The sequence below is a fragment of the Janthinobacterium sp. CG_23.4 genome, from assembly GCF_029892305.1.
Taxonomy (GTDB): domain Bacteria; phylum Pseudomonadota; class Gammaproteobacteria; order Burkholderiales; family Burkholderiaceae_D; genus Janthinobacterium; species Janthinobacterium lividum_D.
Map to the genome: position 1 here is coordinate 2,921,795 of NZ_JARXUX010000001.1, position 20,559 is coordinate 2,942,353.

At 63.1% G+C, this 20,559-nt stretch carries 20 protein-coding genes; 10 read left to right on the forward strand and 10 right to left on the reverse strand.

Annotation, left to right across the window (positions count from 1 at the left end):
* Positions 1-102: 102 nt before the first annotated feature.
* The gene (locus H4V96_RS13010; RefSeq protein WP_010399157.1) at positions 103-351 is read right to left on the reverse strand and encodes a hypothetical protein; all 249 of its coding nucleotides are present in this window, start codon (positions 349-351) and stop codon (positions 103-105) included.
* Positions 352-475: 124 nt separating this feature from the next.
* Positions 476-712, reverse strand: a complete 237-nt coding sequence (locus H4V96_RS13015; RefSeq protein WP_196855959.1) for a hypothetical protein — start codon at positions 710-712, stop codon at positions 476-478.
* 175 nt (positions 713-887) lie between these two features.
* Between H4V96_RS13015 and H4V96_RS13020 the strand changes: the two genes are divergently transcribed.
* On the forward strand, positions 888-1,745 hold the full coding sequence (locus H4V96_RS13020; protein WP_196855960.1) for an MBL fold metallo-hydrolase: 858 nt from the start codon (positions 888-890) through the stop codon (positions 1,743-1,745).
* Between the two features lie 187 nt (positions 1,746-1,932).
* Here H4V96_RS13020 and H4V96_RS13025 read toward each other — a convergent pair whose 3' ends face one another.
* Positions 1,933-3,390: a M20/M25/M40 family metallo-hydrolase gene (locus tag H4V96_RS13025; protein ID WP_196855961.1), complete on the reverse strand. Its 1,458-nt coding sequence runs from the start codon at positions 3,388-3,390 to the stop codon at positions 1,933-1,935.
* A 179-nt stretch (positions 3,391-3,569) separates the two neighbouring features.
* Between H4V96_RS13025 and H4V96_RS13030 the strand changes: the two genes are divergently transcribed.
* From H4V96_RS13030 to H4V96_RS13040, 3 genes are all read left to right on the forward strand, one after another.
* Entirely contained in the window at positions 3,570-4,100 is a 531-nt protein-coding gene (locus H4V96_RS13030) for a GNAT family protein (RefSeq protein WP_196855962.1), read from the forward strand.
* A gap of 120 nt (positions 4,101-4,220) precedes the next feature.
* Positions 4,221-4,688 (forward strand): glycine zipper domain-containing protein, encoded by a 468-nt coding sequence (locus tag H4V96_RS13035; RefSeq protein ID WP_196855963.1) that lies wholly within the window; start codon positions 4,221-4,223, stop codon positions 4,686-4,688.
* A gap of 157 nt (positions 4,689-4,845) precedes the next feature.
* On the forward strand, positions 4,846-5,796 hold the full coding sequence (locus H4V96_RS13040; RefSeq protein ID WP_196855964.1) for a protein phosphatase 2C domain-containing protein: 951 nt from the start codon (positions 4,846-4,848) through the stop codon (positions 5,794-5,796).
* On the opposite strand, the gene H4V96_RS13045 is transcribed toward H4V96_RS13040, so the two are convergent.
* On the reverse strand, positions 5,777-6,196 hold the full coding sequence (locus tag H4V96_RS13045) for a DUF2177 family protein (RefSeq protein WP_196855965.1): 420 nt from the start codon (positions 6,194-6,196) through the stop codon (positions 5,777-5,779). The genes H4V96_RS13040 and H4V96_RS13045 overlap by 20 nt on opposite strands.
* A 353-nt stretch (positions 6,197-6,549) precedes the next feature.
* Here H4V96_RS13045 and H4V96_RS13050 point away from each other — a divergent pair, with 353 nt between their 5' ends.
* Together H4V96_RS13050 and H4V96_RS13055 are read left to right on the forward strand one after the other, a co-directional pair.
* Positions 6,550-8,133: an FHA domain-containing protein gene (locus tag H4V96_RS13050; RefSeq protein WP_280720989.1), complete on the forward strand. Its 1,584-nt coding sequence runs from the start codon at positions 6,550-6,552 to the stop codon at positions 8,131-8,133.
* Between the two features lie 323 nt (positions 8,134-8,456).
* A complete protein-coding gene (locus H4V96_RS13055; RefSeq protein WP_070346735.1) occupies positions 8,457-9,050 on the forward strand; it encodes a metal-dependent hydrolase in 594 nt (197 codons plus the stop codon).
* A gap of 54 nt (positions 9,051-9,104) precedes the next feature.
* On the opposite strand, the gene H4V96_RS13060 is transcribed toward H4V96_RS13055, so the two are convergent.
* From H4V96_RS13060 to H4V96_RS13075, 4 genes are all read right to left on the reverse strand, one after another.
* The gene (locus tag H4V96_RS13060; protein ID WP_010399176.1) at positions 9,105-9,992 is read right to left on the reverse strand and encodes a pirin family protein; all 888 of its coding nucleotides are present in this window, start codon (positions 9,990-9,992) and stop codon (positions 9,105-9,107) included.
* A complete protein-coding gene (locus H4V96_RS13065; protein ID WP_010399178.1) occupies positions 9,989-10,387 on the reverse strand; it encodes an OsmC family protein in 399 nt (132 codons plus the stop codon). Before H4V96_RS13065 ends, H4V96_RS13060 begins: the two co-directional genes overlap by 4 nt.
* A gap of 197 nt (positions 10,388-10,584) precedes the next feature.
* Positions 10,585-12,897: an SUMF1/EgtB/PvdO family nonheme iron enzyme gene (locus H4V96_RS13070; RefSeq protein WP_196855966.1), complete on the reverse strand. Its 2,313-nt coding sequence runs from the start codon at positions 12,895-12,897 to the stop codon at positions 10,585-10,587.
* A gap of 19 nt (positions 12,898-12,916) precedes the next feature.
* Positions 12,917-15,244 carry a hypothetical protein gene (locus H4V96_RS13075; RefSeq protein WP_196855967.1) on the reverse strand — a complete coding sequence of 776 codons (2,328 nt, stop codon included), beginning with the start codon at positions 15,242-15,244 and terminating at the stop codon, positions 12,917-12,919.
* 390 nt (positions 15,245-15,634) lie between these two features.
* Between H4V96_RS13075 and H4V96_RS13080 the strand changes: the two genes are divergently transcribed.
* The 3 genes from H4V96_RS13080 (at position 15,635) to H4V96_RS13090 (ending at position 17,574) form a co-directional block, all read left to right on the forward strand.
* Positions 15,635-15,892 (forward strand): hypothetical protein, encoded by a 258-nt coding sequence (locus H4V96_RS13080; RefSeq protein ID WP_280720990.1) that lies wholly within the window; start codon positions 15,635-15,637, stop codon positions 15,890-15,892.
* A gap of 146 nt (positions 15,893-16,038) precedes the next feature.
* Positions 16,039-16,383, forward strand: coding sequence for a YXWGXW repeat-containing protein (locus H4V96_RS13085; protein WP_010399182.1), 345 nt, complete (start codon positions 16,039-16,041; stop codon positions 16,381-16,383).
* A 162-nt stretch (positions 16,384-16,545) separates the two neighbouring features.
* A complete protein-coding gene (locus tag H4V96_RS13090; protein ID WP_196855969.1) occupies positions 16,546-17,574 on the forward strand; it encodes a transporter in 1,029 nt (342 codons plus the stop codon).
* Between the two features lie 54 nt (positions 17,575-17,628).
* Here the strand turns inward: H4V96_RS13090 and rnk are convergent, their stop codons facing one another.
* Both rnk and H4V96_RS13100 read right to left on the reverse strand, forming a co-directional pair.
* Complete coding sequence (rnk, locus tag H4V96_RS13095; RefSeq protein ID WP_029496493.1) at positions 17,629-18,036, reverse strand: nucleoside diphosphate kinase regulator; 408 nt, start codon at positions 18,034-18,036, stop codon at positions 17,629-17,631.
* A 10-nt stretch (positions 18,037-18,046) separates the two neighbouring features.
* Complete coding sequence (locus H4V96_RS13100; protein WP_196855970.1) at positions 18,047-18,271, reverse strand: hypothetical protein; 225 nt, start codon at positions 18,269-18,271, stop codon at positions 18,047-18,049.
* Positions 18,272-18,612: 341 nt separating this feature from the next.
* Between H4V96_RS13100 and H4V96_RS13105 the strand changes: the two genes are divergently transcribed.
* A complete protein-coding gene (locus H4V96_RS13105; protein ID WP_196855971.1) occupies positions 18,613-20,505 on the forward strand; it encodes an EAL domain-containing protein in 1,893 nt (630 codons plus the stop codon).
* The last annotated feature ends 54 nt before the right edge of the window (positions 20,506-20,559 follow it).

Genomic DNA, 20,559 nt, shown 5'->3' on the forward strand with positions numbered 1-20,559 from the left:
GGGAGCGAAAGACGCTGCGGTGCGCAGCAGTAATTGAATGAAAAACAGCCGGCGGGCGCCGGCTGCAGCAGTACTGGAAAACCAGGAATCAAGACTCGGGACTCAGGCCAGGCGTACCAGCGGGTTGGCGATGATGTTGTCGATCTGGCGCACCGCCTCTTCGCAGGCGGCGGCAATGGCACCCTCCTCGTCGTCGCGCACGAACTGCATGGTCGAGCCTTCGAACACTTCCAGGCCTTCCGCAGTGGCGCGTTCGATGTCGCAACTGGCCGACCATTTGCCGTCGCTGGCGGGCACGGCCAAGGGAACGATTTCCCAGCCTTTGTAGTGAATTTTAGAACTGCTACCCATACGGTGCCTCCTTCGTGACTGACTCAATAATGGAAATCGTAGCATGAAGCGCAGCTGGTAGCGACGTGTTTCAGGCAGCAGCACGTGCTCAGGCTCACTTTCGGACGAAACGATTTGCGCTGGCTCAAGGACGCAACAGATTATCCACTTCCGTCCTCGCCACTTCCAAGCCGGCCGTGCAAGCCGTCTCGGGCGCCGCGTAGCCGCCCAAGGTGCGGCTACGCGTAATCGCTTGCGCCGCCGTCTCGCCTTCGCGCTGCAGGCGGTAAGTAAAATCCCACAAATCGTCATTATCTTTTTGCGCGGTGACCGACATCGTAAAACCGCGGTACTCTTCGCTGCGTGCAGTGGTATCGTGCATGAGCTCTCCTTGTCAAAAAGAGCTTAGCACGCGGCAAGCGCGAGGGTGCGCACGACTGGGACAGACGTTGACGCGCACGCTTATCTGTTTTCCGCATGGAAAATGTCAGTTTCCAACATTTTTTAGCCTACACTGACGATATAATGTTCTTCCCTGTCCGTCCCTTGCCGCCGCGATGACCCCACAAATCCAAGCCTTCTTCGACCCCGCCACCGCCACCGTCACCTATGTTGTGTATGAGACCGATGGCCGCGACTGCGCCATCATCGACTCCGTGCTCGACTACGATCCGAAGGCCGGCCGCACCTCGACCACCTCGGCCGACAAGGTGATCGCCTTCGTGCGCGAACACGGCTTGCAATGCCGCTGGCTGCTGGAAACGCATGCGCATGCCGACCACCTATCGGCCGCGCCCTACCTGCAGCAGCAACTGGGCGGCGACGTGGCCATCGGCGCCGCCATCCAGACGGTGCAACGCGCCTTCGCCGCCGTCTACCACCAGGATGCAGCCAAGGCCGACGGTTCGCAGTTCGACCAGTTATTTGCACCCGACCAGGTATTTCATATTGGCCAGTTGGAAGTGCGCGCCCTGCACGTGCCCGGCCATACGCCGGCCGACCTGGCTTACCAGATCGGCGATGCGGTGTTTGTGGGCGACACCTTGTTCATGCCGGACGTGGGCTCGGCCCGCTGCGACTTTCCCGGCGGCTCGGCATCCCTGCTGTACCGCTCCGTGCGGCGCCTGCTATCGCTGCCGCCGCAAACGCGGCTGTTCATGTGCCACGACTACCCGCCCAACGGCCGCGCGCCGCGCTGGGAAGTGACGGTGGCCGAACAGCGTGCCAGTAACATCCATTTGCGCGACGGCATCACGGAAGAACAATTCGTGGCCATGCGCACGGGCCGTGACGCCACGCTGGACATGCCGACATTGATCTTGCCCGCCATCCAGGTCAATATCAACGCGGGCAAGCTGCCCGAGCCGGAAGACAATGGCGTGCGCTACCTCAAGATACCGCTGGACGCGATCTGACTCCGCCCGCACTTCTGTAGACGCACCTCCTTTATTGTCACCACGCAAGTTCCACCTCAGGCAAGGCGCATGCAGTGCAGATCGCCTGAGCTTGCTTGGGCGAAAACATTTCCGTCCTGCTATGGTTGAGCTTAGCCCATGATGCGGCTGGCCCCATGCAGGGCCATTCGCAGCAAGGCGACTTCATTTAGTCCTGCTGCGGCGCGCGCCCAATCTCGCCGTCGATATTGGCCAGGAACCAGGCTAGCGACGACATCAGCGCCACGTTGCGCTTCAGGTTCTCCGGGTCGACCTTATCCAGGGTGTCGGCCGGCGTATGGTGGTAGTGGAAATAGCTATGGCTGTCGACCAGTGGCTCGAAACTGGGCACGCCGCCCGTTTCCAGGCGGTGCAAGTCGCCCGTGCCCAGCGCGTCGCGGCGCGTAAACGCGTGCGCGCCCATCGCTTGCAGGGCGGCGCGCAGGGGCGCGAAGAGTTTTTCCGACTTCGCTTCCACGCTGGCGAGGATGCCGAACGGGCGCCCGGCGCCGCTGTCCATCTCGATGGCCGCATATTGTTTGCCGAGCGCCTGCTTGTGGGCCTCGAAATACGCCTGCCCGCCACGCCCGCCGTTTTCCTCGTTCATCCAGGCGATCACGCGGATGGTGCGGCGCGGACGGTAGTCGAGCTTTTTCAGGGTTTCCACCACGCCCATGGCCGCCACCACACCCGCGCCGTCGTCGTGCGCGCCCGTGGCCAGATCCCAGGAATCAAGGTGACCCGAGACCACCACCACTTCGTCGGCTTTGTCCGTACCGGGCCAGTCGGCGATCACGTTGTAGCTGTCCGCGTCGGGCAGGTTTTGCGGCGTCAAAGTCAGGTGCATTTTCAGAGGCCCGCGCGCAGCCAGGCGGGCGATCAGCAAGGCGTCTTCCACCGTGACGGCGGCGGCAGGAATGCGTTTGTTGTCATCGAGCCCCGTAGCGCCCGCGTGCGGGATGCGGAAGTTGGCGCCGCCGATCGAGCGTACCAGCGCGGCAGCCGCGCCCAGTTCGGCCGCCGCCTTCGGTCCATTGAAACGAAAGCGCGAGCCCTGGCCGTAAGTGACGCCAGCCAGGCCGCGCTCGGCCATCTCCTGGTCGAACGGCGTATCGATCAGCACGATAGCGCCCTTCACTTGCGCTGCGCGCGCCTTGAGTTCCTCGAAGCTTTTGACGATGATAAGGGGCGCCGTCAGGCCGGCAGCCGGGGTGGCACCCGAGCCGCCCAGGGCGGTGAGCACCACGCGCTGCGAGACGCCCTGCGGACGGCCGGCGTAATCGACGATTTCCGCCGTCTCCACGCCGCGCACCCAGTGCGGCACTTTCACGGGCTGCAAGGTGACGCTGGCGCCCAGTTGGCGCATGGCCTCGGCCACCTGCTGCACGGCGGCGGCGGCGCCGGCCGAGCCGGACAGGCGCGGGCCGATCAAATCGGTCATGTCGGCCAGGCGCGCATACGCCCAGTCGCTTTGCAGCGCCGTATCGCGCACCTGCGCCAGCGCTTGCGGCGCATTGCCTGGCGCGCCAGCCAAGGCGCCGGCGCTGGCGATACAGCCAAGGGCGAGGGTAATGGCGAAGCATAAAGAGGGACGGCGCAGTGGCGCGCCAGTGGGGTTGGTATGCATGTAATTCCAATTCCAGTCAACAAGGTCGAAGCGGGTGCAGCGTGGCCATGGGCAAAGCAAGGCAAGGTTTTCCACGATAGCGTATTTGTTCTGTCATTGCAGCAACTTTTGCGCATTCGATTGGCGCCTCCCGCCACAGTCGATTACCATGCAGAGCATGATCGCTACCGGATACCGCCATGCTCAAGGGAACCCTCTGCACCGTCCGGCATGTGCAGGCCGCCGACCTCAGTACCTATATTGCGCTCGTCAACGACCTGCCCTCGCGCGGCGAGTTTTTCTCCATGCAGTTCAAGTCGCCCGAAGCCATGCGGCGCGATTTCCTGCAATCGGGCTTTGTCACCGAGGATAGCGAATTATTCCTCATCGAAGACAAGGCGCAGCACATCATCGGCACGATCACGCATTTCAAGAGCCGCACGCCAACCGCGCGCGAGATCGGCTATCGCCTGTTCGAGCGGCAGCGCGACGGGCGCGGCTACATCAGCGAAGCGACGCGCCTGCTGGTCGACTACCTGTTCAAGGCTCATCCCTATCACCGGCTGGAGCTGCTGATGGACCCGCTGAACATCGGTTCCGAGCGCATCGCGCAAAAGAACGGTTTTACCCAGGAAGGCTTGCTGCGCCAGGCATTCTTTATTAATGGCGTGATGCGCGATGTCAAAATGTACAGCCTGCTTCGGCCCGAATGGCAGGCGCGCATGCCCTGACTTGTCACCCTCGCGGCGGGAATGTAAGGAGTTGTATTAGACGTGGAACAAGCTTGTGACAGCAGCTATAGTCCACTCCATGCAGATCATTGTGATCTCGCCGCAATGGAAGGAAATGCCATGTTAAACAAAAAACTGCTGGGTGCGGCAATGGTAGCGGCGGTGGTGGTGTCTTCGGCCGCAGTTGCCGGTGACCGCAACTTCAATACCGTTGCAGGCGCCGTCGTCGGAGCAGCCATTGGCAACAGCACCGGCGGGGGTAACGGCGCGATCGTCGGTGGCGTGCTTGGCGCGGCCATCGGCAACAGCATCAGCACGCGTGACCGCCATGACCGCTACGACCGCTATGATCGCTACGACAGCCGTGGCGGCTATCGCGGCAGCTACCGCGAAACCTATTATGCGCCGCGGCCGCGGCCGGTCTACTACGCCCCGGCGCCGCAGCCCGTGTACTACGCGCCACCACCGCGCTACTACGGCCCGCCGGCTGTCATCTATGTACAGCCGGGTCGCGGTTACTACCGCGACCATGGCCGCCGCGACTACCATGAACGCGAGCGTGACCATGGTTGGGACCATCGCCGCTAAGGACTGCCCCGCACCTGCACCATGAAAAACCTGCGCCAGCCTGCTGCCGCAGGTTTTTTGTTATTTTTGTTAGATAAGCAAGGTATCGCCGACGCACAATTTCGGCTAAGCTGTGTTCTATGATCAACATTACTGGCCGTCTCGACCGCAGCAACCGATGCATTTAATCCAAGACGCGCTCGACTTCGGTCCCTGGCTCGATGCTGCCGCCAGCAGCAGCGTGGGTGCCGGCCCGGCGCCACGGCGCGAGAACCAGGATAATTTCCTGCTGATCGATGCCAGCGGCCACGCCGTTTGCCTATCGCAGCAGGCGCCATTGCACTGCCAGGTGCCGGGCTGGCCGCGCGGCCATGTGCGCGCCGCCGTACTCGATGGCATGGGCGGCCACGGCCAGGGTCGCGAGGCGGCAGAAGCGGCCGTGCAAGGCTTGCTGGGCGTGCCCGCCTGCGGCGATACGGCCAGCCTGGCAGCCAGACTGGACCAATTGCATACGCGCTTGCAAGACAATTTTTCCAGGGCAGCACCGGCACAGGCGCGTCCGCCCGGCACCACCCTGACCTTGCTGGAAATACCGCCCGGCGAAGCGCCACTGCTGTATCACGTGGGCGATTCACGCCTGTATGAACTTGTTGACGGCCTAGCCAACATCCTCACCGTCGACCACGTGCCAGCCACCGCGTACGCCATGCGCGGCGCGCTAGACGAGGCGCGCTGGCGCGCTGCCGTGCATGGCGAGCACCATCCGCAAATATCGCAGGCTTTTATTTTAGGCAATGCCATCAGTGACAGCTGGCAACTGGCCAAGCCCCTGCGCGGCCTCGATGCATCCACCTTGCCATCGTTCCTGGCACACCTGGGCGACCGCCGCGTGCTACGCGTGCGCCCCGGCGCCCACTATGTGCTGGCCAGCGACGGCTTCTGGGCCTGCGACGATCCGCTGGCCCTCATTGCCCGCTGGCCAGCCTTGTGCGCCGGCAAGACTGCAGCCCAAGCCGTCAGTGCCTTGTTTGACGACTTCCTGTCGCAGCCACCAAAAGGCTTGCATAGCGATAACATCACCTTGCTGGCGCTGCGTTTCGGTGCCGCTTTCAGCGGCCCAGGCGGCTAGCTGCCAGATAACCGGCCGTGGCCGACACGGCCGACAACACGCTGCCCCAGGCCATGTCGAGCACCGTCAAGCCCAGCGGCCAGCCGCGCAAAGTGGCATAGTTGCTCAAATCGTAGGTACCGTAAGCAAGCAGTCCCAGCAGCGCGCCCAGTGCTGCCGCCGTGCGCGCACGGCGCGCGCGCAGGCCAGGCAGGATGGCAAAGACCAGCAACCCCGCCACGTACAGCAGATAAAACAGGATGGCCGGCGCCCAGCGGGGCGACTGCGCCAATAGCGGCCCCAACGCTGCGGAGTACACGGAGGGCATCAGCACTCCCAGCCACAGGGCATCGATGGCCAGGAATACACACAAGGTGGCACCATAGGCTATGGCAAGCTGGAACGGACGTTGGACAGGCATGGTCATCTTTCGGAGTCAGGCGGCGTGTGAAGGTTGCGCAGGTAACGCTGCGCCAGCATACTACCAAACGCCATCAGGTTCGGATGGCGGGCACTGAAATGGGCAGCCGGCGCAGGCGCGTGGTGACGGGAAAAAATGCATGACATATTAAAATAGCATGTTAATAAATACATGAAATATTCTTTTATGCAATAGTTTCCGCAACATGTGTTGTGAGGTGTCAGCAAAGACATCAATTTGGCTAAAAAGAGCGTGTTCCGCGCTGCGAAAGTTGCCAAGCCGGAGCAAAAGCGCGTAAGCTCTTGGCTAACACTGAGGGCAATATGTCCCCGCTCGATTCGAGTCAAAATGTCATGAAAAAATGCAGCAACCCGGAGCACCCGCACTGTACGTTCTGGGTCTTGCCTGGGGATACAGTATGCGCGGGCAACCACCCGCAAGCAACGACTACTCCCAGCAGCTATGACCTGTTGTCCGCACTGCGCAACGCCCGTTCCGAACCATCGGCAACGGCGTTAGCGCACGCCCGGGCACATGACGCTGCCTCACAAGGCGTGAAGTGCGTCGTGTCGCCCCCGGCCGCGCCGCCGACACTCAGGCCCGCTCCCGCTCCTGCCCCCGCCGCCGCAGCGGCGCTCCCGGCCTACCAGCCAGCGCAAGCCCATCTGCACATCAGCGGCTTTGATCCCCGCGCGGCAGGCGGACGGCAAACGCTGAAAATGGCATTGCGCGGCATGAGCACGGCCTGCGCACCACAACTGACGCTGCGCCTGCGCTCGGAGCTGATCCCGCGCGGCCATGTACAGCATGATTTCGTGCGCACCACGCGCGGCGACTGGCGCCCCGTGTTTGTCGAGTTCTCCTCGCGCAACAAGGAACATGGGCAATACCAGATCGAAGTCGAAGTGCATAGCCACGTCGATGGCGCGGTGGCGCAGAAATGGGTCTGCACCTTCGTCATCCTGGTGCCGCGCCGCGACGCCACCCTGACGGAAATTCATCAAATCTTCCTCAGCACGCACAAGAACGTGCGCGTGATGGCCGACGACGCCTCGATTGCCCGCGTGACCGGTGGCGACGGCTGCAACCTCGACGTGATGGCGCGCAATGCCGGCATCGCCCACGTCGACTTGTCGGCGCCGCAAGGCAAGATCGACATGGGTTTTACCACCATTGCCTGGGACGAGGAATTGATCGAAGTCGACTTGCCCGCCGCCAGCCACTGCCATCCTCACCCGAGCCAGGCCGCCTGTCTCGTCAATGCGGCGCCGGAAGCGGGCGAACAACGCCAGATCCGCCTGTTCGCACTGGAAGAATGCCTGTTGGGCCGCTTCGAGCTGGTGGACCCGGAAGCGGACGTACTGCTCAGCCATTTCGGTCCCGACGGCCAGGACAACAATGGCCTGACGCGCCGCCTGTCGGGCCGCCATGCCATCATCCGGCGCAGCGGGCAAGGCTTTGAAATCGAGGACGTGTCGCGCTATGGCATGCTGCTCGACGGCGTGTGGCCGGGCAAGCACAAGCCCGTCGCCCTGCGCCTGGGCATGCGCATCGAATTGTCCGCCAGCATCAAGGGCATCGTCGTGCTCTGCGTGACGGCCATCCTTGCGCACGGCGTGATCCTGCACCGCATTGACCACGGCGCGCGCGCCGAATGTTTTTACCTGCTGCTGCCGGAAGCCCAGCCCTCGCCGGCCACCCACCTGGCCACGCCGCAAGCGAGCTGCCTGCCCTTACTATTCCACCGCAATGGCGGTTTCTGGCACCGCGATAGCGCCACTGGCAAGGACACAGCACTGGCACCGGCCACCGCTCTGGATAAACTCAGCGGCTTCGCGCGGCACAAGCGCTTCGCCAGCGAACCGTATCCGGAATGCTGGATCATCCGCACCGAAGGCGCGGCGCTGTGCGATAGCAACAGCGCACTGACCGCATAGCCCCCTCCATACGCCAGCGCCTGAAAAAACGTCTGACGGCTATCTGCCATAGGCACACGCTTTTCAAGGCAATAGCTGCGCCCATCAACCGACTGCTTCCAGTATCGCGCGCTCTGCGCCACTACCTTATCAGGAACACAATGCACTTGCGCGGCCAGCATGGCGTGACGGACTGCCTGGCAAGACCCTCCGACACATAATTTAACAAATTATCGCCATATATTCTGCAAATACTCCCCATTCACGCCCGTGTATACTGTATATTCATCCAGTTAATATCCCTCGCATTTCACAAAGCGTCCGCGTGACGTTTAACATTTCCTATGGCTTCCAACAAAGCGCATCATGCGACCGGTTGGGCGGCCGGCGTGATCGCCGCAGCCCTCGTCGCACACGCTGACGCCGGTGGCCCCTATCAAGTGCTGAGCATGCTCGCCTTTGTCATGGGAGCACTCGGCGGCACGGCGCCGGACTGGCTGGAAGTAGCCTGGTGGGCACGCACGCACCGGCTATGGATCACGCACCGCACCTGGACCCACTGGGGCCTGGCCTGGATCGCCCTGCTCGTCTACACCTACCTGCAATTGCCGCATCACTTCTGGGCACCGCCCCTGTTTGGCTTTGCCGCCGGCGGCATCATGCATCTGCTGGCCGACTGGCCCAATCCGCTGGGCGTGCCTTGGATTTTCCGCCGCCACTCGCTGCGCTGGTGGAAAAGCGGTCGCCACGACCTCATCGTCATCATGGCCGCCTGGCTGGCCGCCAGCGTCGTGGCCGATCACGTATTTTTTGAGGGCATCCACCTGCGGCGCACCCTGCTGGCGCTCAGCAGCCTGCTGCACTGGTCCGCCGGCGCACTCCAAGCGGCCTGGGAGGATCTGCAACAGTGGCAGCAGCGCTGGCGCCTGGGCGACTGACGCCCGTTGACGCCAGCCGGTGGCAGTAATCAAGCCAGACGCCCCTGCAGGGGGCTAGCTTGCAGGACGCAACGGCGCCTTCGGCAACGCAATGAACTCCGTCTCGCCCGGCACTCGCCCCATGCGCTGGGCGCTCCAGTCATCGGCCGCCTGCGCCAAGCGCTCCTTGCTCGATGAGACGAAGTTCCAGAACAGGAAGCGGTGGCCATCGAGCGGCTCGCCGCCGATGACAACAAACTGCACTGGGCCGCTGCCTGCCGCCACCACGGGTGCGGCGCCTCCCTCAAGCAAGGCCATGCTGTGCGGCAGCAACGCCACGCCATCGATCAATATCTGTCCGCTGATCGGGTAGATCGCCGCTTCCGCCGGCAAGCCCTCCAGCAGCAGCGCCTTGCCCGCCTGCAGCGCCACGTCCAGGTACAAGGTCTGCATGTAAGTGCGCACGGGCGAGCTCTGACCAAAGGCCGTGCCAATCAACACTTTCACGATAGCGCCATCGAGCGGCACGACGGGAATGTCGGCCTGCGGCGTGTGCGTGAAACTCGGCTCATCCTCTTCATGCGCCTTTGGCAGCGCGGCCCACAGCTGCAAGCCATGCGTGCGATGCGGCTGGCCAGCAAGGTCGTGCGGCGTGCGCTCGGAATGCACGATGCCGCTCCCGGCCGTCATCAAGTTGATGGCGCCCGGTTCGATGCGCTGGTAGGAACCGATGCTGTCGCGGTGGTCGATCGCGCCCTCGAACAAATAGGTGACGGTGGCCAAGCCAATATGCGGATGCGGGCGCACGTCGTGGTTGGCGTCGGGCGCGACGTCGATGGGACCGAAATGGTCAAAGAAAATGAAGGGTCCGACGGCCTGCTTGACGGCCGAGGGCAGCAGACGGCGCACGACAAAGCCGCCACCGAGATCCTTTTCATGGCTCTTCAGGATGGCCACGCTCATGCCAGCACCGTCGTCACTTCGGTGGTAACGGCCGTCATCAGCTTGTGCAGCGGGCATTTGCCGGCTGCGGCCAGCAATTCCTGGCGCTGCGCGTCGCTCAAGTCACCGCTCAGATGCACGGTGGCGGCCAGGCGATACACGCCCTTGCGCTCTTCGCTGGCATCGCGCTCGGTCGACACTTCCACGTGTTCCAGGGGAATGCCCTTGTGTTTGGCGTACCAGACGACGGTGAGCGCCTTGCAGGCCGACAGGGCCGCGTCATACAGGTCGTGCGGCGACGGACCGGCATCGCCGCCGCCCTCTGCCACCGAGACGTCGGCGGAAATGATATGGTCGCGCACGTGCACGATGTGGCGCATGGCTTGCGACTGGTCGCGGATGGCGGTGATGGTCATGGCGTTCCTCGCGGCGTTTGGAAAGCCACAATGTACACCGTTTGCCCGCTTGGCGCAGTCGACTCGGGGCCCGCAGGGGCAGACAGACGGACAGCATGGACAGCGGGCGGTGTTTGAACACGCGCACTCGAGCATCGTCAAGATGCATGCAGCATGCAGCAGTATCACTTCCTTGCCAACATGATGGCATGCCTCCCCTAATCGAGCGTGCGCGCCACGCGAAAGCCCACGATGTCGTTCGACAGCACGGTGGAAAAACCGTTGCGCAGGGCCGAGCGCAGATAGCGCGGATGGTACAGCCAGGAACCGCCGCGCAGGACGCGCCGGCTGCTGTCGCTACCGCTTTCCCATGCGCTGCCATCAGCGGGCGCGCCGGCGTAATTATCATGCACCACGTCCTGCACCCATTCCCACACATTGCCATGCATGTCGAACAAGCCCCATGAATTGGGCGCGAAGGTGCCCAGCGCGCTGGTGCCGCCCCGGTACCCGCCGCGCGGGCCGCCGTTATAGACATACAGGCCGTCGTAGTTGGCTTGCTCGGTGCTGATCGTGTCGCCCACGTTGAAGGCCGTGCGCGTGCCGGCGCGGCAAGCGTATTCCCACTCAGCTTCGCTGGGCAGGCGGTAATGCCGCCCGGTGCGCGCGCTCAGCCAGGCCAAGTATAGCTGCGCGTCATTCCAGCTTACGCCGACCACCGGATGCTGGTCGTTCTGCACGAAACCGGGATTGTCCCAGTCCGTTTCCGAACCACCCACCCATTGCGTCGCCTGCACAAAGGTGCGCCATTCGCCCACACTGACAGGGTGGCGCGCCAGCGCGAACGGCCGTTCGATGCCAACCCAGTGCTGCGGTGTCTCGCGCCCCAGCCAAGCCTGTTGCGAGCCGGCCTCGATGGCGACCTTGTGCTCCATCTCGTGCGCGCCCATCTGAAAGCGACCGCTGGGAATGAGCACCAATTCCGGCCCCTGCCCCGCGCCATCGAGGAAAGCATCGCGCAAGATGCCTTCGGCATTGGCCACCGGCTCCACGTGCTGCGCTTCTGCTGCCGGCGCCGGTGCCGGCACCGGCGCCGGGGCAGTTGCGGCAACGGCGCGGCTGGCCTCTTGCTTGCGCGCGCGTTCCTGCTCGGCGCGATACGCCGCCTCCGCCTTGGCGACGATAGCCTTGCGCTGCAATTGCTGATGCTGCTGCAAGGCGCTGGCGGCATCGGCTTCGCGGCGCGCGCGCAACTGGCCGCGCAGCGCTTCCTTGCGCAGCTTGCGCGCCTCTTCCGCTTCGACATGGCGCTGCGCTTCCTGCTCGCGGCGCAGTTTATCCTGCCGCTGCTTTTCCAGCGCGGCGGCCTCGATTTCCGCCTTGCGCCGCAGGTCCAGTTCTTCCTGGCGCGCACGTGCTTCCTTCAGCGCCGCTTCGCGGGCCTGCTCGGCCGCCACTGCCGCTTCCTTTTGCTGCTGCGCAGCGCGCGCCTGCTGCTGGCGCGCCTGCTCGGCCAGCTCCTCGGGCGATGGTCCGACGGCACGCTCCAGTGATTCCAGCAAGGCTTGCACCGATTGTGGACGCAATTGCGCTGTCATGGAAAAGCCGTTCTGCAGCACTTGCCACTGTTGCGCGTTGAGCGCTTGCGGCTTCGAGGGAAGATGGCTGGCGCCACGCGCATCGTCGAAGGGCATGCGCCCTTCAAGCATCTGGTAAATCATCACCGCCACTGCATACACGTCCTGGCGCGGACTGGGCTGGCGCTGGTGCGCGCCCGCCTCCGGTGCCCGATAGCCGTGCGTGCCCGCATTCGGCGTTTCCAGCCCCAGGCTGCTGCCTGCATTGCGCACGCGTGTAGCGATGCCGTAATCGAGCAGCTTGATGTCGCCTTTCGCGGTCAGGAAGACATTGCCCGGCTTGATGTCGCGGTGCACCAGCTTGTGCTTTTCCCACGCATACGACAGGGCATCGGCCACCGGCTGCAGCAATTGCTGCACCGTCGACAGCGACAGCGCACCCTGGCGCCCCAGATAGTGCTCGAGATCTTCGCCATCGAGGCACTCCATGATGATGAAATAACTGGCCGTGGCAGGGTCCTGCGCCCATTCGTAGACGCGCACGATGTTTTCATGCGCAAGCTTCCTCGCCTGCGTGGCTTCCTCGATCAGCAGCTTGGCGTGCGTGGCGCTCTGCGTCAGTTGCGGCGGCAAAATCTTCAGCGCCACCATTTCGCTGCTGCCCAGCTCCGCGTGGGTGGCCAGGTCAGTGGCTTGCCAGACTTGCCCCATGCCGCCCGTGCCAAGCAGGCGTTCAAGCCGGTAGCGGCGGTTTTGCGGGCCGATTTCCTGGCCTGCCATGAAGCCCAGTTCCGTGCCCTGGCGCACGGGCAGCGGCGCGGGCATGGCGCCCGGCGGCGCGTACTCGGCATCGAGGATGGCGTTCTTGCGGCGTTCAAATTCTTGCTCGCTGAGCAGCCCATCGTCATGCAGGGCGCGCAGTTCGCGCAGTTTATCTCGTGCTTTTTGCATCATCAGGGGTGATACGCTTCCATCAAGGCTGCAGGGCAACGCCGCAGGCGGCGCAAAATTGATCTTCAGGATGGCCCACGCGCTGCGCATGCCCGTTCTTGCAGCGCAGCGGTGCCGCGCTGGCGGCGCCTGGCTGCAGCGCCTGCGCCACGGCCACGCCCAGCTGCACCTGCGCCGACAGGCCATGCGCATGCGCCGCATTGTGCAGCGTGATCAGGTCGAGCTGCTGGCGCCGTTCACGCTCAAACTGGCCGTCCAGGTAGCTGCGCTCCTGCGCCACGCTATCGTGCGCCATGCGTATCGCATCCTGCGGCGCGATACTGTTCTCGGCTGCCGCCAGCGCCGCCAGCGCGTGGATCTGTTCGGCGCTCATGCCCGCCTGCAGCTGCGCCTTCAACACTTGCGCCAGCGCGGCTGCATTTTGCCCGGCGGCCATGGCTACCTTGCCAGTGTCGCTCAGAGAACCGATCTTCTCAATGCGCTCGATGTCGATGCGCGCCAGTTCGGCCGCATGCGCCTGCTGCGCCAGCAGGGCGTCGTATTCCCCCTTCCAGCGCGCGTAATCGCTTTCGCGCTGCTGCGCCATGGCCTGCAAGTCGCGCTGCCATTGCGCTTCCTGTTCCAGCTGGCGCAGTTGCTGGCGCTGCTCCTCGATGGCCAATGCGTCGAGCTGCGCCAGCTGCGACTGCTGCTGCAGTTGGCGCGCATGCACGCCATCAGCCTCGATGGTGCGCAGCAGTTTTTCCTGCTGCGCGATGGCATCCTCGCGCGCGCCGCCACGCCGCAGCGCCGCCACTTTTTCCGCAATTTCTGCCGCCTGCACTTGGGCCGCTTCATCCTTGTGGGCCTCGGCGCGCAGCAGTTCGCGCTGGCGCGCCAGCTGCATCTGGTCTTCCCACTCCTGCACCCGCTCGGCCTCGCGCTTGCGCGCGGCATTGACCAGCATCAGCCCCTGCCAGGCGGCTTGGTGCTGCTCCGCCTCCAGTTGCGCCTCGCGCTGGGCCGCATCCGCTTGCGCCTGGCGCAGGCGCGCCAGTTGGGTGCGGCGGCCCGTCTCGTCGTCGATCAGCAGCGCGCTTTCGATCTGCTGCGCGATCGACTGCAAGTGCACTTGATGGGTAAAGCGCTGCTGCGCCAGCTGGAGCTGTTCGCGCCCATGCAACTGCGACAGTTCCAGCTCGCTGCGCATCTTGATGGCGGCCAGCGCGCGCACGTGTTCCCAGTTGGCTGCTTCATCGGCGCGCTGCGCGCCCTTTTGCGCCAGCTCCTGTTCCAGTTCGCCCAGCGCCAGCGCGGCGCCATGCTCAAGTGCCTGGCGCCGCGACTTCGCTTCGAGGATGCGGCCATACAGGTCGATCTGGCGCCCGCGCAGCGCTTGCAGGCGCTCCGCTTCCTGGTGCCCCAGCTCCGCCTTTTCCAGCGTCGCATCCTGTTGCAGTTCGGCGCGCCGGTGCGCATGGCGCGCCGCCAGTTCTTCACGGCCGATGCGCTGCCATTCTTCTGCGTCATACAGCTGGTCGAGCTGGCGCATGCGTTCCAGACTGTGCTGTTCCAATTGCTGCGACGCCAAGCCGCCCAGCCACAGCGTGCCGATGCAGGCACCAGTGTCGCCCTTGCCCTCGCTCTCGCGCTTGTCGTGGCGCAGGCTGAGGGTCTCCACGCGCGCCACGGCCAGGCCGCTAGGCGCCAGGCGCTGGGTCAGGGACGATTGCAGGCGTTCGTTCAATTCGGGCCGCAAATCGGCATTCGCGTCCATCTCGTGCAGCACCCGGCTGCCGATGAATTCGAGCACAATCTGGCGCACCGACGGCAGCAGCAAGGCGTGCAGATGCGCGCGCGTGACGGCGCCTGGCGCACGCATGAACTGGCGCCCGAACGCATCGGACTGGCCCAGCCCGATATCGACGCGCAGGGACGCGGTGACGTTCAGCAACTCCGCGCTGGCCAGGCCAGGCAAGTCGAATTCCAGGCTCACAGCGTCGGCGCGCGCGATCAGCACTTCGGCCGGACGCGCCGGCAACAGCGCCGGCAGTCGGGCAAAGAAGGCGGCGCTGTCATAGCTGCCAACCGGTACCAGGGTGAAAGCGTCCGACTGCACGATCCAGGCGCGCGACTCGGCGGGCACCTGCAAGCGGCGCGCTGCATTGCCGAACAGCGAGGACAACTCGCGCACGCCAAAAAATAGAGCCAGTTGCCCATCAGCAAGATGCCATTGATTGGCATGCAGCACCGCATCGCTGTCGGGAGCGCCCAGTGACAAGCCGCATTGCGCGCAATAGCCGGCGGCCGCGCCGTTCTTATGCTCGCAGCGCGGACAGCGGGCGCCGCCAAAACCAAACAATTGGAACATGTGTGACTCCTGATGAAAATGATTGCGCGCGCAAGTGTGCGCAACACGGCTGCCATGCCGATTCTAGCAGGCCAGCTGGCGCTGCACCTTGCGCGCGCCAAGCGTGCAATCCATGCGGCAATACGTGATGCAAGACATGACACACAGCAAGCGCACAACACTGCATCGTGTCAAATAATGCCATAGGGCAATTGCATTCATATGCCAGGATACAGGGCTAATTAGGCCTCAATTCAAGCGCTCGCCCACCCGTCCCGGGAACGGCATTTCAGCGCCGTTTTTCTGCAAGCCATGCCGCCAAAACTACGCCTGGTCGCATGCGCATGGCGCACCGGCGCACGCTACGCTACAGTGCAGACATCGCCAACCGCCCACCCGACAGGACCGATCATGAACACGCCAAAAAACACCTTGAAAAACATGGAAGCCATCTTCACCATCGCCGTTGCCATCGCCTGCGGTGCCAGCTACGCCAGCTACGCCAGTTTCACCCAGCCAACAGCTGCCGTCACGAGCGCTGCGGTACAAACCGGCGCCATTCCCGTGGTGGTGGTCAGCGCCAAGCGCATGACGGAACAAGAAAAGAAAATCTCGCTGATCGAAGAACGGCAAGCCTTGCTGGCCAATGCCAGCGCCAGCGCCTTGTGAGCCGTCCATGCTGACGCCAGGGCGCCATTGCTCTCGGCCACGCAGACACAGTATTGTGTCAGTTGTAAGAAGTTGCATCAAAGGCGATCAGCGCGCCGACAAGTGGCTATAGTCCATTTCACGCAATTACCGAAATGGAGCACCGCATGACACCCATCGCACTCTACGCAGCAGCCATGCTTGCCGTCAGCACCGCGGCCTTCTTGCCCGCGCAGGCGACAGCACAGAATCAGCTCGGCGTGAGCATTGTCGTTGGCAACGCCCCGCCTCCGCCACGGTTTGAAAGCGCGCCCGCGCCGCGCGCCGGCTATGTCTGGGCGCCAGGCTACTGGAACTGGGACGGGCAGCGCCATGTCTGGAGCGGCGGCAAATGGCTGCGCGAACGCGGCGGCCAGCAGTATCGCCACGCCGCCTGGAGACAAGAGAACAATCACTGGCGCCTGGAGCGTGGTGACTGGGTCGCCGCGCAAGTGCAGCCCCGCCGTGAGTAACACCTGAGCAAAACTACTGCGCGGCGCTCGGCAGTCGCTCGCTACGGTGCTGTCGGGCGTCGCACGATAGCAGGAACGACAAACCGGCCTTGTCATTGTCCCGACACATCTCTGTATTAGAATCGCGCGACGATCAATCATACTGCGCGAGAAAGATTCACGATGGCAAAGGAAACTGCCGGTTTCACCTACGGTTCGGACACCTCGGGCCTGGTTTGGGGCTTCCTGTTTGACCGCGAAGCGCAGCCGCTGGCGCTGGACTCGGCCGCCGCAGGCGCTTGGCTGGCCGATGGCGCGGCCAGGCCGGCGCAGCAATTTGTCTGGCTGCACTTCAATTTGTCGCATGCGGCCAGCGAAAAATGGCTGATGACGCATACGCAGCTGGCCGACGAATTCTATGAAACCCTGCACCAGGGTTCGCGCTCGACGCGCATCGAACAGGCGGAAAACACCCTGATCGCGGTGGTCAACGATGTGGTACACAATTTTTCATTCGAAGCGTCCGACATTTCCACCATGTGGGCCAGCGTGGAGCAAAACCTCGTCATCACGGCGCGCCGCGCGCCGCTGCAGTCGATAGAACGCCTGCGCCAGGCGGTCATCAAGAACCACGAGCCTATCCGTTCGTCGGTGGAACTGATGATCCATCTGCTGCGCGACCAGGCCGACGTATTGGTCAACATCGTGCGCGATGCCGTGGCGCGGGTCGACGATATTGAAGACCACTTGCTGGCCGGACGCCTGGTGCCCAAGCGCGAAGACCTGGGCGCCATGCGGCGCGTGCTGGTGCGCCTGCAGCGCCTGCTGGCGCCGGAACCGGCGGCCCTGTTCCGTCTGCTGCAACGCCCGCCCGCGTGGGTTTCCGAGCTGGACAGCCTGGAACTGCGCCAGTCAACGGAGGAATTTTCCGTCGTACTCAGCGATATGTCATCCTTGCAGGAGCGCATCAAGCTGCTGCAGGAAGAGATTGCCGCCAGCGTCAACGAGGAAAACAGCCGCAGCCTGTTCGTGCTGACCATCGTCACCGTGCTGGCCTTGCCGATCAATATCATCGCCGGCATGCTGGGCATGAATGTGGGGGGAATTCCGCTGGCGCAACACCCGCAGGGTTTCTGGATTATCGTGGCCATCATCCTCACGTTTACCGTCGTGGCGGGATGGCTGGTGGTGCGCGTGCAACGCAACAATTAATGCTTAAAAACTCGGCCAGACGGGCGAACGGCAGGCGCCGTCCGCCATCGCTGCTTAGCGGTGATACTCACCGGCACGTTCAGGCTGATACACGATTTCCTCGATCTTCACCTTCACCACGCCGCCGGGCATGGGCCAGGCGATGCTGTCGCCTATGGACAAGCCCAGCAGTGCGCTGCCGACCGGTGCCAGTACGGAAATGCGGTCGGCCTGGCCTTCCACATCCTTCGGATATACGAGCGTCAGGCAGAACTCATCCTTGTTTTCTACCGTGAAGCGCACGGTAGAATTCATCGTCACCACGGTGGGCGGTATTTCTTGCGGCTCGAGCACCTCGGCACGGCCCAGCTCATCGAGCAAGGCGACCTTGTCCGGCGACAAATTATTTCCCAAGGCATACAACAACGCTTCGAGTCGTTCCAGGTCTTGTGACGACAAAATAATTTTTGGTTTTATTTCCAAGATATCCTCACTATTCATCATTAGGGCGACGTCCGGTTTTGCTGGCGGCAGCGTGCTTGGCTGCGCCAGACAAAACAAACAGCATTAGAACGTCCATCATCAGCAGATTATGGACGAACTCTCGGAGCAAGGCCATAGCGTTCTCGCATTGCTCATTAAAATTTATTAAAATCAATGACTTGCAATGACGAATGCAAACAAAGAATGCACCCCTGCCAGGACGGCTGAAACCCATGCAATTACTCTTCATTGCACTTTTTCCGGCAGCATATTTTCAGGAGAAAATACGCCATCAAAAAAAAGGCTGCCAATCAAGCTTGCATAATTATTAGAAAAATACGCGCCGCTTATTGCGCCTCACTTATCGCCTTGCAAGCGACAAGCGGCCTGTACCATGGCCAATAAATTGCCGCGCGCCCTGTACTTTCGCACTACAAAATGACAAAATATCGGTCTTAACAACACGTTGAGAGTTCCGGCTCACTTCGGTTTTCATCAGACTGGAACGTAAAGTATGGCAGGGCAAGGCGGAATCACATGGGCCGGCGGCAAGCGAGCCCGGCAGGAGAGTGCGTCATGATGACGCCATTGATGCTGCCCTCGGTGCCCTTGCCCGGTGACCGGATAGCCAGGCTGAACCTGGTCGCCGCAGCCGGCATGCTGGCCATGGCCAGCCTGCTGCTGATCTTCTTTCAGTTATTTTCCCTCCAGACCTCTTTGCAGCGCAACCTGCTCATCCAGGCCGAGATGCTGGCGCCAGCGGCTACCCGGGCCATGCGCCAGGACGATCGTCTTGCGGCGCAACTGCTGCTCGCCCCCCTCGCCGCCGCCCCGCATATCGAGCAAGCGCTGCTCTATAGTCCGTATGGCACGCCATTTGCCCGCTATGCACGCAGCGCCAGCGATGCCTCGCCCACAGCGCCGCGCAGCGGCCTGCAGATCGACTACCTGAACGGCAGCGCGGCCCAGCTCCTGGTCTTGCCCGGCGGCGGCGCACTATATCTGCGCGCCAGCCTGACGCCGCTGTTCGGCAGCCTGGCGCAATTTTCCGCCTTCACCCTGCTCGTTTGCCTATGTGCATTCGGCCTGACGCTGCTGATGGTGCGCCGCACCCGCACCGCCGCCCAGCAAGCAGAAACCCATTTGCACTACCTGGCCCACGTCGACCCTGTCACGCAACTGCCGAACCGCCATGAATTCAACAGCGCCCTTGCCTACGCGCTGACGCGTGCTGACCGCCAGGACAGCAGCGTGGGACTGCTGCTGCTAGACCTCGACAACTTCAAGGTGGTCAACGATACGCTGGGCCACCACTGTGGCGACCAACTGCTGAAACTCGTTGCCGAGCGCCTGGTGTCGATCCTGCGCAGCGCCGACATCATCTGCCGCATAGGCGGCGACGAATTCGTCGTCATCGTCGAACCGGCAGACGACGCCTCGGAATTGGCCAGCGTGGCGCGCAAGGTCCTGGCCGTGCTGGCTGCGCCGTTTGCGCTCGAAGGCCACCAGCTGTATGTCAGCGCCAGCATCGGCGTGAGTCTGTATCCATTCGATGCGCAGGACGTCACCACCCTGACGCGCAATGCCGACACGGCCATGTACCATGCCAAGCACCAAGGCAAGAACCGCTACGCCGTGTTCCAGTCAGAAATGGAATTGCGCGCCCAACGCCGCCTGCGCATCGAGGCGAACCTGCGCCGCGCGCTGCAAAACGAGGAACTGTATCTGCACTACCAGCCGCAAATCGACTTGCGCAGCGGACGTATTGTCGGCGTGGAAGCGCTGATACGCTGGCATTGCCGCGAAATGGGGCAGCTCAGCCCCAGCGAATTCATTCCCGTGGCAGAGGAAAGCGGCATCATCGTCGAGCTCGGACGCTGGGTGCTGCAAAGCGCCTGCCGCCAGGCGGCTCTCTGGTGCAAGGCCGGCCTGCTCGATTCGCTCGAACACGTGGCCGTCAACCTGTCGGCCTGCCAGGCGCGCGACCCGGGATTGATGGATGATATCCGCGCCATCCTGCACGAAACGCAGCTGCCGCATGGCTTGCTGGAGCTGGAAATCACGGAAGGGGTATTGATGGACAATATCCACGCCAACGTGGAATTGATGCGGCGCCTGCAGGAAACTGGCATCCATCTGTCGGTCGACGATTTCGGCACCGGCTATTCCTCGATGTCCTACCTGAAGCGCCTGCCCATCGATCAATTGAAAATCGACCGCAGCTTCGTGCACGACTTGCCAGGAGAAGGTGAAGCTATCGTCACGGCCATCATCGCCATGGCGCACAGCCTGCATCTGAAAGTGGTGGCCGAAGGCGTGGAAACGCTGCAGCAAGTGGAGTTTTTAAGAAAGGCTGGCTGCGACAACGTGCAGGGCTACTTCTTTGCACGCCCGATGACGGCGGCGCAGTTGACGGCATTGCTGCTGGAGCGGCGCGATTGGAGCACGCGCACGATCGTGCCGGCGTAGGGCCTGAACCCAAGTGCAAGGACTGGGGTCGTACCCTCAGGGTACGACCCCGGC

What these genes read in the sequence shown, in the direction of transcription:
- H4V96_RS13100 (WP_196855970.1), bottom strand. Translation starts at nt 18,271, where the DNA reads ATGGGTTTCAGCCGTCCTGGCAGGGGTGCATTCTTTGTTTGCATTCGT.
- H4V96_RS13010 (WP_010399157.1), bottom strand. Translation starts at nt 351, where the DNA reads ATGGGTAGCAGTTCTAAAATTCACTACAAAGGCTGGGAAATCGTTCCC.
- H4V96_RS13045 (WP_196855965.1), bottom strand. Translation starts at nt 6,196, where the DNA reads ATGCCTGTCCAACGTCCGTTCCAGCTTGCCATAGCCTATGGTGCCACC.
- H4V96_RS13060 (WP_010399176.1), bottom strand. Translation starts at nt 9,992, where the DNA reads ATGAGCGTGGCCATCCTGAAGAGCCATGAAAAGGATCTCGGTGGCGGC.
- H4V96_RS13075 (WP_196855967.1), bottom strand. Translation starts at nt 15,244, where the DNA reads ATGTTCCAATTGTTTGGTTTTGGCGGCGCCCGCTGTCCGCGCTGCGAG.
- H4V96_RS13070 (WP_196855966.1), bottom strand. Translation starts at nt 12,897, where the DNA reads ATGATGCAAAAAGCACGAGATAAACTGCGCGAACTGCGCGCCCTGCAT.
- H4V96_RS13025 (WP_196855961.1), bottom strand. Translation starts at nt 3,390, where the DNA reads ATGCATACCAACCCCACTGGCGCGCCACTGCGCCGTCCCTCTTTATGC.
- H4V96_RS13090 (WP_196855969.1), top strand. Translation starts at nt 16,546, where the DNA reads ATGGCAAAGGAAACTGCCGGTTTCACCTACGGTTCGGACACCTCGGGC.
- H4V96_RS13055 (WP_070346735.1), top strand. Translation starts at nt 8,457, where the DNA reads ATGGCTTCCAACAAAGCGCATCATGCGACCGGTTGGGCGGCCGGCGTG.
- H4V96_RS13030 (WP_196855962.1), top strand. Translation starts at nt 3,570, where the DNA reads ATGCTCAAGGGAACCCTCTGCACCGTCCGGCATGTGCAGGCCGCCGAC.
- H4V96_RS13015 (WP_196855959.1), bottom strand. Translation starts at nt 712, where the DNA reads ATGCACGATACCACTGCACGCAGCGAAGAGTACCGCGGTTTTACGATG.
- H4V96_RS13080 (WP_280720990.1), top strand. Translation starts at nt 15,635, where the DNA reads ATGAACACGCCAAAAAACACCTTGAAAAACATGGAAGCCATCTTCACC.
- H4V96_RS13085 (WP_010399182.1), top strand. Translation starts at nt 16,039, where the DNA reads ATGACACCCATCGCACTCTACGCAGCAGCCATGCTTGCCGTCAGCACC.
- H4V96_RS13040 (WP_196855964.1), top strand. Translation starts at nt 4,846, where the DNA reads ATGCATTTAATCCAAGACGCGCTCGACTTCGGTCCCTGGCTCGATGCT.
- H4V96_RS13050 (WP_280720989.1), top strand. Translation starts at nt 6,550, where the DNA reads ATGAAAAAATGCAGCAACCCGGAGCACCCGCACTGTACGTTCTGGGTC.
- H4V96_RS13020 (WP_196855960.1), top strand. Translation starts at nt 888, where the DNA reads ATGACCCCACAAATCCAAGCCTTCTTCGACCCCGCCACCGCCACCGTC.
- H4V96_RS13035 (WP_196855963.1), top strand. Translation starts at nt 4,221, where the DNA reads ATGTTAAACAAAAAACTGCTGGGTGCGGCAATGGTAGCGGCGGTGGTG.
- H4V96_RS13065 (WP_010399178.1), bottom strand. Translation starts at nt 10,387, where the DNA reads ATGACCATCACCGCCATCCGCGACCAGTCGCAAGCCATGCGCCACATC.
- H4V96_RS13105 (WP_196855971.1), top strand. Translation starts at nt 18,613, where the DNA reads ATGATGACGCCATTGATGCTGCCCTCGGTGCCCTTGCCCGGTGACCGG.